The sequence below is a fragment of the Halomonas sp. 3F2F genome (genome assembly GCF_014897805.1).
In the GTDB taxonomy this organism is placed as follows: Bacteria; Pseudomonadota; Gammaproteobacteria; order Pseudomonadales; family Halomonadaceae; genus Vreelandella.
On the sequence record NZ_JABUZE010000098.1, the window covers coordinates 1 to 14,126 of the forward strand.

Annotated in this window: 15 protein-coding genes and 1 pseudogene; 2 read left to right on the plus strand and 14 right to left on the minus strand. The window is 52.8% G+C overall.

Features of this window, described 5'->3' with window-relative positions:
• Together INT21_RS11110 and INT21_RS11115 are read right to left on the minus strand one after the other, a co-directional pair.
• A partial coding sequence (locus INT21_RS11110) for a transporter substrate-binding domain-containing protein (protein ID WP_226930628.1) occupies positions 1-1,172 on the minus strand: 1,172 nt, incomplete at its 3' end.
• An 8-nt stretch (positions 1,173-1,180) separates the two neighbouring features.
• The gene (locus INT21_RS11115; RefSeq protein ID WP_226930629.1) at positions 1,181-1,534 is read right to left on the minus strand and encodes a glutathione S-transferase family protein; all 354 of its coding nucleotides are present in this window, start codon (positions 1,532-1,534) and stop codon (positions 1,181-1,183) included.
• Positions 1,535-1,634: 100 nt separating this feature from the next.
• Between INT21_RS11115 and INT21_RS11120 the strand changes: the two genes are divergently transcribed.
• Positions 1,635-2,651: an IS30 family transposase gene (locus INT21_RS11120; protein WP_193085206.1), complete on the plus strand. Its 1,017-nt coding sequence runs from the start codon at positions 1,635-1,637 to the stop codon at positions 2,649-2,651.
• A 22-nt stretch (positions 2,652-2,673) separates the two neighbouring features.
• On the opposite strand, the pseudogene INT21_RS11125 reads toward INT21_RS11120, so the two are convergent.
• The 4 genes and pseudogenes from INT21_RS11125 to INT21_RS20660 all read right to left on the minus strand — a co-directional run.
• Positions 2,674-2,955, minus strand: a pseudogene (locus tag INT21_RS11125) (glutathione S-transferase N-terminal domain-containing protein); the annotation flags it as partial.
• Between the two features lie 232 nt (positions 2,956-3,187).
• On the minus strand, positions 3,188-3,766 hold the full coding sequence (locus INT21_RS11130) for an antibiotic biosynthesis monooxygenase (protein WP_125745084.1): 579 nt from the start codon (positions 3,764-3,766) through the stop codon (positions 3,188-3,190).
• A gap of 143 nt (positions 3,767-3,909) precedes the next feature.
• Positions 3,910-4,293, minus strand: a complete 384-nt coding sequence (locus INT21_RS11135; RefSeq protein WP_089039945.1) for a hypothetical protein — start codon at positions 4,291-4,293, stop codon at positions 3,910-3,912.
• An 8-nt stretch (positions 4,294-4,301) separates the two neighbouring features.
• Positions 4,302-4,421: a DUF2835 family protein gene (locus INT21_RS20660; protein WP_319022694.1), complete on the minus strand. Its 120-nt coding sequence runs from the start codon at positions 4,419-4,421 to the stop codon at positions 4,302-4,304.
• A 225-nt stretch (positions 4,422-4,646) separates the two neighbouring features.
• Here INT21_RS20660 and INT21_RS11145 point away from each other — a divergent pair, with 225 nt between their 5' ends.
• The gene (locus tag INT21_RS11145; RefSeq protein ID WP_193061120.1) at positions 4,647-5,267 is read left to right on the plus strand and encodes a putative metalloprotease CJM1_0395 family protein; all 621 of its coding nucleotides are present in this window, start codon (positions 4,647-4,649) and stop codon (positions 5,265-5,267) included.
• A 62-nt stretch (positions 5,268-5,329) separates the two neighbouring features.
• Here the strand turns inward: INT21_RS11145 and INT21_RS11150 are convergent, their stop codons facing one another.
• The 8 genes from INT21_RS11150 to INT21_RS11185 form a co-directional block, all read right to left on the minus strand.
• Entirely contained in the window at positions 5,330-5,809 is a 480-nt protein-coding gene (locus INT21_RS11150; RefSeq protein WP_193061121.1) for a C40 family peptidase, read from the minus strand.
• 99 nt (positions 5,810-5,908) lie between these two features.
• Complete coding sequence (locus tag INT21_RS11155) at positions 5,909-6,538, minus strand: histidine phosphatase family protein (RefSeq protein WP_193061122.1); 630 nt, start codon at positions 6,536-6,538, stop codon at positions 5,909-5,911.
• 24 nt (positions 6,539-6,562) lie between these two features.
• Entirely contained in the window at positions 6,563-7,378 is an 816-nt protein-coding gene (gene phnE, locus INT21_RS11160) for a phosphonate ABC transporter, permease protein PhnE (RefSeq protein WP_193061123.1), read from the minus strand.
• 31 nt (positions 7,379-7,409) lie between these two features.
• Positions 7,410-8,237, minus strand: a complete 828-nt coding sequence (gene phnE / locus INT21_RS11165) for a phosphonate ABC transporter, permease protein PhnE (RefSeq protein WP_193061124.1) — start codon at positions 8,235-8,237, stop codon at positions 7,410-7,412.
• The gene (gene phnC, locus INT21_RS11170; protein WP_193061125.1) at positions 8,234-9,103 is read right to left on the minus strand and encodes a phosphonate ABC transporter ATP-binding protein; all 870 of its coding nucleotides are present in this window, start codon (positions 9,101-9,103) and stop codon (positions 8,234-8,236) included. Before phnC ends, phnE (INT21_RS11165) begins: the two co-directional genes overlap by 4 nt.
• 91 nt (positions 9,104-9,194) lie before the next feature.
• Positions 9,195-10,172: a phosphate/phosphite/phosphonate ABC transporter substrate-binding protein gene (gene phnD / locus INT21_RS11175; protein WP_193061126.1), complete on the minus strand. Its 978-nt coding sequence runs from the start codon at positions 10,170-10,172 to the stop codon at positions 9,195-9,197.
• A 123-nt stretch (positions 10,173-10,295) separates the two neighbouring features.
• Positions 10,296-12,056, minus strand: a complete 1,761-nt coding sequence (locus INT21_RS11180) for a bifunctional diguanylate cyclase/phosphodiesterase (RefSeq protein WP_193061127.1) — start codon at positions 12,054-12,056, stop codon at positions 10,296-10,298.
• Between the two features lie 145 nt (positions 12,057-12,201).
• The gene (locus tag INT21_RS11185) at positions 12,202-14,121 is read right to left on the minus strand and encodes an alkaline phosphatase D family protein (RefSeq protein ID WP_193068762.1); all 1,920 of its coding nucleotides are present in this window, start codon (positions 14,119-14,121) and stop codon (positions 12,202-12,204) included.
• Between the last annotated feature and the right edge of the window lie 5 nt (positions 14,122-14,126).

Consider the following 14,126-nt stretch of genomic DNA (forward strand, 5'->3'; position numbering starts at 1 on the left):
GCCCAGCTCAGGGGGCGAATTCCACACTTGGCGTCGAAGAGCCCAATTTCTTTTATGGCCTTGGCACTTTCGGCATTAAAAAAATCATCATCATACTTTCCAATAATATCTTCTGTGGGCCGCTTAAAAAGTTCACTTATTCGACGATTGACGTAACGATACCTTAGCGAGGAAGACTTAATATAGATATATGCATCTACACTGTCTAAAATCGTCGTCAATAGTGCTTCATGGGTATTTAACTGTTCTCGATTAATCTTCATACGGCGTTTAAGCATTATATTGCCTAAAAGCGCTACAATAAGCAGTAACACTAGTAAGCTAATACCACACCATGCCCAGGCGGGAATTAGCTGGGATGGTCCTGGAGTAGCCCGCCATGCACTTAGCGTTTCATAATAAGCAGAGCCTTTATCCTGCTTCCATCGACGTAGAACATCATCAATACGACTCAGTACCTCATCAGGAAGTTGTGGGGATGCAGCATAGAACAGCCTTGCTGGCTGAAAAATAACAGGTGTGTCACTCAACCCATAATCGTGAGCCCGCCAGCCGCCAAATAGATGGTCGGCGGCCACAAGGTTTGCCTCTCCATCCGCCACTGCCTGAAACCCTTCAGAGAAATTACTCACGGGCAGCCAAGTGACGCTGATATCAAAACGCTCGGTTACCGCCGCCAAATAGCGTTGCTGAGCGGAGCCTGATACTACGGCTACACGCTGCTGCTCAAGATCAAAAATAGCGCCGACCTTAGCCCCTTCGCGCTGGTAAAGCTGTGACCAACTATGCATCACCGGCTCTTCATGAAACGCGATACGCTGAGCACGCTCTTCACTCCAGGCAACATCAGGTAGTAAGTCAATGTCTCCTTGCTCTAACAGGGTAAGACAGTGTTGAAAGTCACATTGAAGACTTTCCAGCTGCCACTGCTCTTCTCTGGCAATCGCCTGTAAAAGGTCGCCTAGTACGCCTCGAGGGCGACCTTCATCGTCAGCGAAGAGTTTTGGCGGATTGTGGTACACACCAACAGTCAGTGTCTCAGCCGATACGGGAGTTGTTACTAAACATCCACCTAGCAGTAATGCCCCTGACATAACGTGGGCTAGAACGCACAACGCACCCTTTTGAGTAGAAGGTAAGCGAGGTCCGAAGCAGCCCAACGTCTGGAACATAGATAAACCTACCCACCAGGCATAATAAGAGGGCCCGCGCGCTCAACAACCCGTTGCCAGGCAGGGTCATTTTCAATGCGTGCCACAAATGCTGCGATAGCCGGATACCTTGCCAACGATTGTGTCGCGGCAACGGCCTGTAGCGGAAAACTCATTTGTATATCGGCCCCACTCGGCCAGTCACCCGCAAAATTACTTCGTTTGTGTAGGTGCGATTCAATAATGGTTAGATGTTGTTTAAGTTGGGGCTGGATAAATCGCTGCTGCACCGTTGAGCTAATTCCTTTTGCTAACGGCTTAATCAGCCACGGAGACTGCTTAGGTAGCTGGCTAAAGACCAGCCCCATCACTAACAGCGGCATTAACGAGCCTTCTGCATAATGAAGCCAGTAGCGATAATTTACCCACCTTGGCCGCAGAAACTGAGTGCAACACCTGAGCATTTCGCTAAGGTGTTGTCCCATGTCTTACCTCGAACTCAGCATTGAAGAACGTGCCAGCATCCAAGTGGGTCAAGCCCAAGGGATGAGCCTTCGGCACATTGCCCAGCTCTTAGGGCGAGCTCCTTCAACCATATCTCGTGAAATACGCCGTAACCAAATGGCCCAGAACGGTTACTGTGCCCGGCACGCCCAACGTCAGCGAGAAAAGCGTCGAGTAGTCTGTCGTCCTGCGCGTAAGCTTTTGCCAGGCACCGAGCGGTTTGATCTCATCGTGCATATGTTGCGGCGACGCTTGTCTCCTGAACAAATTAGCGGCAAGCTCAAGACGATGAAACTACCTGATTTGCGCGATGCCTACGTCTGCCGAGAGACCATCTACACGGCCATTTATGCCTTGCCCGTTGGCCACCTTCGCAAGGAACTGATTCACTGCTTGCGACAAGGTAAAACCACACGCAAGCCTCGCCGTGGCGAAGTGGATCGACGTGGTCAGATCCCTGACATGGTCAGCATTCACTTACGTCCGCCCGAGGTCAGTAAGCGTGAAATGCCCGGCCACTGGGAAGGCGATCTGATCAAAGGTAAGAATAACGCGTCCGCGGTAGGCACCTTGGTAGAGCTTAGCAGTGGCTATCTGATCCTCGCAAAAATGGACGATGCCACCGCCACATCCGCCGTAGCAGGCTTTAGTGCTGCTCTGAACCGAATGCCGACCACCGCTCGAAAAAGCATGACCTATGATCAGGGACGTGAAATGACACACCATGCAAAAATTACTCAAGAAACCGGTGTTGCGATTTACTTTTGCGATCCCCATAGCCCCTGGCAACGGGGAGCCAATGAGAATATCAATGGCCTTATCCGTCAATATTTACCGAAAGGAACAGACCTTTCAGTACATAGCCAGGAAGAGCTGGATGCCATTGCCTTTGAGCTGAATATGCGGCCTCGAAAACGCTTTGATTTTAAATGTCCGATAGAAGTGATGAGCGAGCTGATGGCCAAGTACCATGAAAGCCCATCAACCATCCAATGAGTGTGTTGCACTCAGAGTCTGCATCCGCCCACTCATTACGGTCTTCTTCAAAGAACTGATCTTTGGTATTACCATAGCTATTGACGAGATAATCAATAATTGCCCCTGATTCTGCTACGGTCAGCTCACCGTCGGTAATCACTGGCGACTTACCCAGCGGATGGATTTTTTTAAGTGATTCCGGGGCTAGCTGAGTTTTAGGATCGCGCTGATAAACCTCAATATCATAATCAAGGCCAAGTGTTTCCAGAAGCCATAAAATACGGTGGGAGCGGGATTTTTCGAGATGGTGAACGCGGATCATAACGACTCCATGGGGCGACTTGGTACACTAGCATTGCACCAATGTCAGTTATCCTTTTTGCTGCAAGCGTATTTAGCTTAGCACTATTGCGGCGTTGAACCCCATGAAGTTTAGCAATTATTCACGTTGTTAAAGAAACCCAAAGAGCATGGCTTAAGGTGTTATTAGATAATAATTAAGCCCATGTTTTAACTCATTTTAATAATACAGGCGCACTCTCATCCATTCTGCACTACGTTCTATGCTCATGACGCCAACGTGACAATATATCTAATGGCGACCATTTCCCTTCCAACCAAGGGGCAAGTAGGCGCGTTGAAAGTGGAATAAATAAAAACACCATGACAGGCGTCAACATCATCGTACTGACCAGAACACGAGGCACCATGGGCCAGTCCGCTAAGATACTGCCAAATACCCAGTTAAACAGCAGTGAAATGGGGAAAAAAGCCAACCATACGGCGATGGCTTGTTTCCAGCGCGGGGGCGTCGTGCCCGAGCTAGACTGAAACCAAGCATCTAGACCGGTGGCACGGTGCTCATGCGGAGCGTCATACAACCCCTTACCTCGCTGTAGCCATGCATTGCGTGAAGCCGAGTGCTCCCAGGCTGTTAACGTATCACTACTACTAAAGCGGAAAATGATCTGATATTCGTCATCGCTATTGGGTGGTGCCAAAACACCGGACCCCAAATAACCAGGAAAGTCAGCCGCTAAGTCGCGGCCTTCGTTTAACCAACGGTTAAAATCGTGATAACGGCCGCTCGCCACTCGACGGGCTACCATTAACGTAACAGGTGAGGCAGACATGATATATCTCCTAATGTGGTCACAGCGAATTGCCGGGTAGGCAAGCTGTTGGCCTTCAGGTGGGTAACCCCAAAAGCAGTACTCGCATTATACAGGCAATGATGATGCCATGTGATGACAAGCAGTGGTGATAAGGTGATAACTTAGTGGCCTGGTAGTGGCTGACGACGTTCGCCACGCTGAAAAGACCTAACGTGTAAGTAAATATCAATGGCGCTGCGAATTGCATCGGCCTCTAGGGCATCAGGTACCACGATAGGCCCTTTCACCTCCCCTCCTGAGCGCAAAACCCTATCCACATCAGCACGATAGCGTTCCAAAAGGTGTTCTATGTTGATACGCACACGATGCACTTCTAGCGAGAAAGCATGTCTTTGTTCGTTACGCTTAACGACATCCAATGGATTTTCTGCCACTTCGATTAGGCTCTCCAGGGTATTGAGCACTAATTTTTCGGCTCTATTTAGATTGGGTATAACGGCATAAATGAGTTCATGAAGCGTTAGATTTGCATCGCTATGGTGCATATGCCAAGTCAACTCTTTGAGAGAGGCTGAATGTTGATAAAACGACTCTGGTCAGAAAATTCCAATCGATAAACGCCATGAACGCCCTCTTGTCCTACTACGCGGCGCAGCGCTTCCGCAGGAAAAATGACTCAGCGGCCATCAACGCTGCGCGCTCGCACGTTCGAGTAGCGTCCTTCGTAATGCGCCAGGCACTCACTTTTTGACAGATGAATAACAACATCGATGATGGGCATGCGAATGATTAACCAAACAATAGCTAAGCGGTCGTTTTAGGCACGACAATGACGTGCTGCGATTTCTACATAGATGCTCTATGCTAACGCAAACAGCTTATCCTTCGGTAATTGCTTATGGATCTTTCTACCCTAACCCCCTCTGTTTCTTCATATGCGTTACCGCAGCCTAAGGTAAACAGTACACAGGCTAATCGGATGGCGTCGGAAGAACAGAAGTCTCACGCCTCAGAGACTGCACAAGCCAGTGAAGAGACGGACTCATCCGCCAATCGCGAAACGACCGGCCCTACGCGCCCCGACGGTACGCCGCTAGCACCGGAAGAGATCCAGCTTTTAGAACAGCTTAAGCAAACTGACCGGGAAGTTCGCCAGCATGAAATGGCCCACCAGACGGTAGGCGGCCCCTATACCGGCGGCGCTAGCTATGAGTACGAAGTTGGGCCCGACGGCAAACGCTATGCAGTTGCAGGCGAAGTTCCTATTGACTATGGCCCCGTGCCAGGTAACCCCACGGCGACTATTGAAAAGATGCAAACGGTCATCGCGGCAGCGTTGGCGCCGGCAGAACCTTCTTCTAAAGATATACAGGTGGCCGCTCAGGCAAGACAGTATTTATTGGAAGCCAAACTGGAAGCCGCTCGCGAGCAGAGCGAAATGAATGCTGCGCGAAGTGCTGGGGAGGCTACTACAGATACAGAAGAAGTGACCACAACATCTGATGAGCAGGCAGCCTGAGCCGTTGGCTTTCCTACATTGGGTTGCAATTACATTGCAATTACTCAGCCTATTAATGTTGCTTAGGGTGCTGGTGAAGCAGCCCCTAAAAAGCGCTGATTCCAGTAATCGATATCCAGTGGCACGCTGACCACGGCTCGACCGCTGCCAGGTGCGTGGATCATCTGCCGGTTCCCGCCATAAATGCCTACGTGTGTGGCTTTGGCGCCATCTCCAAAGAACAGTAAATCACCTGGACGTGGCGCATCAACCGACGGCAGCGAGCGGAACTGATCGTTAGCAGTGCGGGGCACGCGGATGCCCGCAGCGCGATAAGTCATTTCCACAAGCCCCGAACAATCCAGCCCCTCCGGTGTATTGCCGCCAAAGCGATACGGTGTGCCAATCGCTTGCTGGGCATGAGAGAGAATCAGCGCGCGCTCCATCGAAATACCCGCTTGATCATTTGAGGCGGGAGCAGTCGTGATCTCTTTGCTGGCACATCCTGCTAATAGCAGCAGCGTGAATAGCGTTAACAGTGGGGACAGACGGATAAATGGCATACATCGCTCCGGCTCAGTACGTTAGCAATGCTTATATCATGGCCTATGCGCAGCTTACCCGCTACTGATTCGTAAGCTGTTATTACTAACACACGGTGACTAACGCCCTATCCACTCAACAAAGGTGGTTTCGCCCAGCGCATGGCGCTCGTGGCGCAGGCGGCTCATCGCAGCATAGGGCAAGTCCATCACTAAGCCGTTACCAAGCGGCTGCCCCAGCACTTGGCGCAGCAGCGCATTGCAGACAAACAGATGTGCAACCACCAACACGTGTTTACCGGGCGGATTAGCCAACAGCCGCTGCCAGGACTCACTAACCCGAGCATCCAGCGCTGCCAATGTTTCTCCTTCTGGGGGCGCGACTTGGCAGGGGTTAAACCAAAACGCGCTCATTGGCTCACTCCCCTCATTGGCAAATACTTGGGCATGCGTTTTGCCTTCCCAGCGCCCCAAGTGAAGTTCAGCCAAGTCGTCATCAACTTGTACAGGCACATCAAACTCCTCGCCTAGCCACAGCGCAAATTCGCGGCAACGTAGCAATGGCGAACTGACAATCGCATCGTAAGGTGGCCTGCCGTCCACCGTGTGGCGCATAACGGCATCACTCACTTGCTTCCAGCCCTTTTCACTCAGCGGGTGGTCGGTACTACCACGTAACATGCGCCCGCCGACAGGCTCCCCATGGCGCATAATATCGATGGTGGTGATGTCTGCATTAGGAAAACGCATATTTTCTGTTCCTCGACAGGCTGACTAGATGATCGCGTGGCGCACACGGGCAGAGACCCACTCGGACACCAGCACCGTGGCAAAAATCATCACAAAGATGACGCTAACTTGGTTCCAGGCGAGGCTGTTAATTGAGGCATTGAGCTGCAGACCAATACCACCAGCCCCCACCAGACCCAGCACGGTAGACTCACGAATATTAATGTCCCAGCGATACACGCTAATACCCGCAAAGGCAGGCATTACCTGAGGCAACACAGCGTAGTTCATCACCTGTAGGCGGCTGGCACCGGTGGCACTAATCGCTTCAACGGGGGTTGGATGAATTTCTTCAATGGCCTCATAAAGCAGCTTGCCTACAAAGCCAATGGAGCGCAGCGCAATGGCGATAATACCCGCCAAGACGCCAGGGCCAAGAATGGTGACCAACAGCATGGCCCAAATCAGCGAGTTGATAGAGCGTGACGAAACAATAACAGTGAGCGCCAAGCTGCGTATCAGTGGGTGCGGCGTGGTATTGCGTGCCGCTAAAAACGCCACGGGAAAGGCCATGACAATGCCTAGCGCCGTCCCTAACGTGGCAATGTTCAAGGTATCCCACATGGGCTTCCACAGCACATTGGCATACTCCCAACTCGGCGGCATCATACGGCTGATTAAGTCGCTGCCCTGGCGGCCAGCATCTTCAACAAACACCCACATGGTGTTATCAGAAATCACTTTCCAACATAGTAGAAACAGGCTGATGCCTAGAAGCCAGGCAGCGAACTGCAGCCACTGGGCACGGGTAGTGCGCCGCTGCCAAAGCGGCACCCCTTGAGGGGATGTTGAAACAGGCATAACGTTTCCTCTTATGACAAGTGGCGCGCCGTTACTGTGTCCAGCGGCGAACGTAGCTGGAGGCATACTCACTCATCAGTACAATAGCGATGATAATCAGCAGGATGGCAGCAGAGGTGCCGTACTCGTAGCGACTCAACGAGGTATTCAGGGTGGCACCGATACCGCCAGCGCCGACAATGCCAATCACTGACGACTCACGGAAGTTGATATCCAATCGGTACATCGAGAGGCCAATTAAGCGCGGCATCACCTGAGGTTGAATGGCATGATTCATGGTTTGCCACCAGCTCGCCCCGGTGGCACGTACGGCCTCTACCTGCCGCCAGTCGAGGTCTTCAATATCCTCTGCCAGCAGCTTGGCCATAAAACCAATCGTGGCAAACGCCAGGGTCAACATGCCCGCAAACGGCCCGAAGCCGAACATCACCACAAACAGAATGGCGATGATAATTTCCTGGAAGGTGCGCGAAACGGCAATAATCGCGCGGCATAAGGCATAAATAGGTAATGGCGAGATATTACGCGCCGCCCCCAGCCCCACGGGAATGGCCAATAACACGCCAATCACCGTAGAGGTTAACGTCATGGTCAAACTTTCCAGCAGGCCAGCGATAATGTCACTCTGGCGGCTCACGAAGTCCGGCTGCAAAAACGCACCAAGAAAATTGAGTGCGCGTCCGGCCCCTTCCGCCACACGTGCCCAATTAACTTCCACAGAGGCAAGTGCGAGTACCAGATATGCAATCGCGCCTAGCACCAGCCCCCAACGCACACGCGGGTTATCAATCAGTGGTAAGCGCCGCCAGTGCCCTTCACGCGCAGCCTGTTGGCGCGCCAGTGAATTGGTGCTGTTCATCGCGCGGCCCCACTCGCTAGTCTTTCTAATCGGGACAGCTCGCAGCCAGCATGAAGCCGATGTGCTTCGCTCTCTTTCGTATTCTGTTCAGTTTCATCATCGTCAGCGGGTTCTGGGGTGGTATCCCAATCCTCTTCACCATAGATAGTTGTGAGGATCTCGCTGGTAAGCTCGTTAGGCTGCCCGTCAAAGACGATTTCCCCAGCCCGCAACCCCACAATACGGTCAGCAAACTGCTTAGCCAGCGCGACGTCGTGAATGTTGATAATCGCGGCCAACTCTCGCTCGGCGCATAGTTCACGGATCAGACGCATGATCTGGCGCGATGTCTTCGGATCGAGACTGGCGGTGGGCTCATCAACCAAAAGTAGCTTTGGGCTTTGTAACAGCGCACGGGCAATGCCGACCCGCTGGCGTTGGCCACCGGAGAGCGCATCGGCACGCTTATCAATAGCGTGGGGCAAACCAACCCGTTCCAGCAAGCGAAAGGCTTCGGCCACGGCTTCTTGTGGGTAACGGCGCAAGAAGCTACGCCAGAACCCTACATAACCTAGCTGGCCAGACAGCACGTTCTCCATCACGGTTAAACGGTCAACCAGTGCATACTCCTGAAAAATCATTCCCATGGAGCGGCGCGCGTGGCGTAGCTGGTTGCCCGAAAGTTTGGTCAGCTCTACATCTTCCAGGCGAATACTGCCTTGGGTGGGTTCTACCAAGCGGTTCACGCAACGAATCAGCGTGCTTTTCCCTGCACCGGAAGGCCCGATCAGCGCCATCACTTGACCCTTAGGTAGCGTCAGTTGTATATCGGTTAACGCACGATCCCCAGTAGAGTAACGTTTGCCAACGCCGGTAAGAGTCAACATGAGAGTGCCTCATTTACGAGTAGTCAGGTACATAGCAATTCGGCCAGAAAGTTGCCTTCCTGGCCGATAGGGTTTCAGAACGACTGGCGTATTAATCGCAGTCGTAGGTCACGCCGTTAGCATCAGCGATGGTGCGAATGACCGACCAGTTTTCCTGATAAGTAATCGGGATAAACTGCGCTTCACCGGAATTGGCAAACTCGGTCTCAAGAGCCGTGCCTTCCCAGTCGTAGCTGAAGAAAGCATCCTGAATTTTCTCGGCCAGCTCAGGGTTCAAGTTATTGGCCAGTCCATAGGCGGTGGTGGGGAACGTTTCAGAGGTGTAGATAATCTCGTAATCACCTTCGTTGACAACGCCACGAGAGATCATCCGCGCGCCAACAGAGTTAGCAACGGCAGCAGCTTCGTAGTCTTTGTTTACCACCCCTAAAATGGAGTTGTCATGGGAGCCGGAGAACGCAGTTTCGAAATCCTCACCAGCCTCTAGACCGTACTCGGAACGCAGCAGCGCAGAGGGGGCACGGAAGCCAGAGTTAGACGTTTCAGAGGTAAATGCCAGCTGGCTGCCTGCCAAATCTTCAACCGACTCAATGCCGCTACCGGGATAAGTGATGATCTCCATCTCATAGCCAAAGCTGCCATCTTCAGCGGCCATCATGGCAAAGGGGCGGAAACCACCGCAGTTAACGGCAACTGGTACGCCGCCCGTATTAAAACCAGCCACATGCAGGCGACCTGCGCGCAGCGCTTCCTGCTGAGCCGCGTTGGACTGAACCGGGAAGAACTGCACCCGCTTGCCGGTGGCATCGCTTAAGTGTTCGAGAAAATCCGCCCAAACATCAGCGTATACAGCAGGGTCTTCGACCGGCGTGTAGGCAAAGACTAAGGTATCCGGGTCGACCCACTGAGACTCATCGCTGGGTACGTCAGCAACCATGTCACCGTCATTATCAACATAACGCGAAGAGAGGTCAGCGGAGGCGCTAACGGCTGCCAGCGCAAACACACTAACCACAGCAGCACTAATCAACGTACGAGAAAACGATTGAGACAGACAGAGAAGTTGCATACATCACCTGAGCGGGTTATTTAATAATGCCGCTATGGTGGTGCCCAACCATGACAGTGAAGGGACATTAAAATGACAAGGTCATGACCGCTCAGTGACAGTTAAGTGAGTAAAAACGCAGTGCTACCTACTCCACGTCGGCACCACACAGCACCCTCGGCGCTCTACGAATAAACTGTTACCCACTATTTTTTTTGCTTGGTGCTTTAACTCGGAAAGTTGGGCGGCAGTGTCTAGTGCCTTGCAGCGAGAGGTATCAGTGACCGGCTTAACAGCAATAGAAACACTGACAAAAGGAATAAACGTCACCGCACCCTGGCGGTTTTCTATATGGACTCCCCCTTGCTGACGGTCTACATCTTCATAAAACCCGGGCGCCATCACTTCAAAAGAGTGCAATATTTGCTGGCAAACGCCCTCCCACTGCGCTAAGGGAAGCAGCATCATAAAGTCATCACCACCAATATGGCCGATAAATCCGCCGGCGCTTTCTACCTGTGCCTGAAGCAGACGTGACAAGGAAATAATCACGTGATCGCCACGGGCATAGCCATAAGCATCGTTAAAGGCTTTGAAATTATCTAAATCAACGTAGGCGGCCGCAAACCCTTCGCGCTGATCGAGATAAGTAACCAGCGTTTCGTTTATCAGGATATTACCCGGCAACCCGGTAAGCGGGTTGGCATGGCGAGCCTGACGCACCTGAATAGCGGTAATTTCACGCAACAGGTCCACAATAGTCCCCATACCCAAATAGCAACCGCGACTATCTACAATCACGAAATCTTCCTGCTCGATATCGCGGCTATCGGTTAGCTGCTGGCTAAGCGCCTCAAGAGACAAATCTGCGTCGGCCACTAGCATTTTAGGATCTGCAATCTCTAGCACCCGGCGCTTTGCGTACAACGCGTGGCTATAGGGGTTGGTAAATAGCGTTAAAAATGCATTGCGACGCACCACGGCTATCGGCACGCCATCTTCTACCACCGCCACGCAGCGTAGGCTTGTAACATCACGAAAGCGCTCAGCAAGCTCTGGCACGGAGCACGCCGGCGACACAGCACTTATCGCGCGTAAAATAGAGTGGGCGGTGCGCCCCGCCGGGCCTTTTAGCTGTGTCGTGGCAGGCAGCAGCATGTGCAGTTGCAAGGGCGGATGAAGGCTTGGTCGTGCAAAGTAAAACCCCTGAAGTAACGCCAATCCTCGGTCTAATTCCCATAGACAAAGGTGCTCGGCGGCAGTCTCAACTCCCTCAGCAATCAGTTGGCAGTCTAAGCTGCGCGCTACATCGAGAATCGAACGTAAGAACTCACGCTTGGCAGGCTCTTGATCAATGCCAGAAATAAAGTGGCGGTCTAGTTTGACGAAATCAGGACGTAGTTCAGACCAATGGCGCAAACTGGAATGGCCAGCCCCTAAGTCATCCAACGCTACTTGAAAGCCCATGTCGCGATAATGGGCCACGGCTTGACGCATCAGCTCGTAATCATGAATAGGCACATGCTCAGTCAGCTCGATGACTACCCGCTCTGGGGGCAGGCCGCTCTCTTGGATGAAACTCAGCGTTAAGCCTTCACGGAAGTCACGCTCAACAATCGTCAGCGGCATCACGTTCAGAAACAGCAATCCGGGCAGTTCAAGTTCTGCAAAACGCTGAATCGCTAACCGTCGACACAGTAAATCCAGTTCGACTAACAATCCTGCTTGAGTCGCCACCTCAAACAGGCGTAATGGCGAGTGTAGCGGCGATGTTTTCGGGCCACGAATAAGCGCTTCATAGCCATAAATAGCCTGTTGATTGGCATTCACAATGGGCTGAAACAACACATGCAGCTCTTCTGCTGCGATAATCTGGTTCAACCACTGTGCTTCTTGTGCGGTCATATACCTGCTGCCCTATCAAACGTCGCCTGTTCCTTTGAGTGTTATAGCTCCAGCTGATTTTAAAGCGCCATCAGGAAAGCATTCGGACAGCAATCGTGCGACATTTCCATGTCGTTTGTATGACACTAAGGCCAACAGCCGCGGGCTAAGAACGTGGGAGTTCAGACGGTGGAAACACCACATCACCGCCATCGACGTCTAACTGGCGAATATCCGTTGGGTGGCCCTGTTCATCCAGGCTTACCAGCCCAATCCCACTGGCATTCCATAGCCGCTCTCCAGCGCTGGCCCGGTCTGGGTCGCGGGGGTGAATACTCAGCTTGCGGCGCTTGGTGAACCAGTTGAGCGGTGAAAACGGCGCATAGAGCCAACGGTTCAAGCGGTCAAACGTGTTCAACAGCTGTTGTGGAAACGTATTTTTGATCCCGCTGGAGGTAATTTGCCAAAGATGCGGTGCCTGCTTTTGCCGACGTACAACAATGTCGTAGGCAAATGAGTAGTGGACGTCGCCAGATAAAATCACGTAGTTACCCGGCGTTTTTGAGTGCCGCCAAATATGCAGTAGCACATTGGCCGCCCCGCGATGCGCCATCCAGTTTTCAGCGTCCACCACCAACGGCTTGCCCGCCAAGGTAAACAGCTTTTGAATGATCTCTATCAGCTTGACCCCAAACATCGGAGCTGGGGAGACGATAACGGCGCTTTTAGTCCCCAGTAACGCTTGCTGCATTTCCATCAGCGCTTCCCAGTCCATTAAACCCGAAGGACGGTTGGGCTTTCTTTCGCTGCGCCAACGGCGGGTGCGCGTATCCAGCACGATGAGAGCAGGCGTGCCAGGCACCTGGTACTCCCAGCCCTGAAAGCGCAGTAACCGCTCGATAAATTTGTCCTGGGCGTTCGCGTTAAGCGAGCCTGCCTCTTCAAATAGTGTCGCGGCTTGAAGCAACAGCGGATTAAGCTTATCCGGTGCATTGCCCCACCCCTGGCACACTAAATAAGCTACTAACGCATTGCCGATAATACGCTTGGAAAACGGATGGCCGTAGGCACAACGCTCCCAGTCAGCGGTCAGGTTCCAGTCATCGGTGACATCGTGATCATCAAAGATCATCAGGCTGGGAACGTGGGCCATTAGCCGTGCGCACTGGGGCAGCCCCGCCACAAAGTCGTCAATCACCGCCTGCTCTTGCTGATAGGCATCCGTTTCTTTGTCACCCAACGCTGGCGGTTCAACAGCAATGAGCTGCCAGGGCGTTGGGGACCATACCAAGCAGTACATGGCGAGCATTTCTGCCAGTGTCACTAAGTGGTTTTGCGCATTTGCGGAGGTAAACACAGGCTTTTTAACGCCGCCAAAGAAACGCTCACGCAGCGCAGCGTTACTGGTCACATCCGGCAACAGCGCTTCACGGTGATAATAGCTTTCGGGGGCGGCGTAAAGCGCTTGACTGTCACCTACCGTGGCGCCTTCCAACTGCTCATCTACCAATCCCAAACGCTCAATCAGTGCATGTACGGCGCGCAGCATCGGGCCAGCAACATCATCAACATAGACCTGGTCACCGGTCATCAGCAGCCAGGCTGGCCACTCTTCAGGGGTTGATTGGCGTTCGGCTAACCAGGTATCTGCCCGTACCAAGCCATCGGCGCTGTTGTGATGGGGTTTACGGCACGAACCGTGCATCAACCGGTGATGCCGAGAGGCCAGCACAAAGCCTGGATACGCTTCGCCCTCATGACATAACCAGGGCGCCCAATCCGGCAGGCGTTGCCATTCGCCTTGGGTACCCTGTACCTGCAGATCGTAGTCAATTCGCTCATCGGTGGGCAGTGCGGTCGGCAAGCTCAGGTCAATAAAATGAATATAGGCGTGCTGGCCAATCGCCACGCATTGATGCGACTTATCCAATGGGTGCGTCTGGACACCCACTTGTTCAGGGTAAAGCACCAGCTGCATAGTTAGCGGCCGGGTCGCGACTAGCCAAAGCACCAGCCGCGAAGGCGAAAGGCGACGCAGCAGTGGCCCCACCAGTACGTCCGGCAATGTCTTGGCGATTTGCGTCATGTCAT

Bases quoted from the DNA above. Each gene is read 5' to 3' on its own strand.
- phnE (WP_193061123.1), bottom strand. From the start codon at position 7,378: ATGCCTGTTTCAACATCCCCTCAAGGGGTGCCGCTTTGGCAGCGGCGC.
- INT21_RS11155 (WP_193061122.1), bottom strand. From the start codon at position 6,538: ATGCGTTTTCCTAATGCAGACATCACCACCATCGATATTATGCGCCAT.
- INT21_RS11150 (WP_193061121.1), bottom strand. From the start codon at position 5,809: ATGCCATTTATCCGTCTGTCCCCACTGTTAACGCTATTCACGCTGCTG.
- INT21_RS11120 (WP_193085206.1), top strand. From the start codon at position 1,635: ATGTCTTACCTCGAACTCAGCATTGAAGAACGTGCCAGCATCCAAGTG.
- phnD (WP_193061126.1), bottom strand. From the start codon at position 10,172: ATGCAACTTCTCTGTCTGTCTCAATCGTTTTCTCGTACGTTGATTAGT.
- phnE (WP_193061124.1), bottom strand. From the start codon at position 8,237: ATGAACAGCACCAATTCACTGGCGCGCCAACAGGCTGCGCGTGAAGGG.
- INT21_RS11130 (WP_125745084.1), bottom strand. From the start codon at position 3,766: ATGTCTGCCTCACCTGTTACGTTAATGGTAGCCCGTCGAGTGGCGAGC.
- INT21_RS11185 (WP_193068762.1), bottom strand. From the start codon at position 14,121: ATGACGCAAATCGCCAAGACATTGCCGGACGTACTGGTGGGGCCACTG.
- phnC (WP_193061125.1), bottom strand. From the start codon at position 9,103: ATGTTGACTCTTACCGGCGTTGGCAAACGTTACTCTACTGGGGATCGT.
- INT21_RS11180 (WP_193061127.1), bottom strand. From the start codon at position 12,056: ATGACCGCACAAGAAGCACAGTGGTTGAACCAGATTATCGCAGCAGAA.
- INT21_RS11145 (WP_193061120.1), top strand. From the start codon at position 4,647: ATGGATCTTTCTACCCTAACCCCCTCTGTTTCTTCATATGCGTTACCG.
- INT21_RS11135 (WP_089039945.1), bottom strand. From the start codon at position 4,293: ATGCACCATAGCGATGCAAATCTAACGCTTCATGAACTCATTTATGCC.
- INT21_RS11115 (WP_226930629.1), bottom strand. From the start codon at position 1,534: ATGCCGCTGTTAGTGATGGGGCTGGTCTTTAGCCAGCTACCTAAGCAG.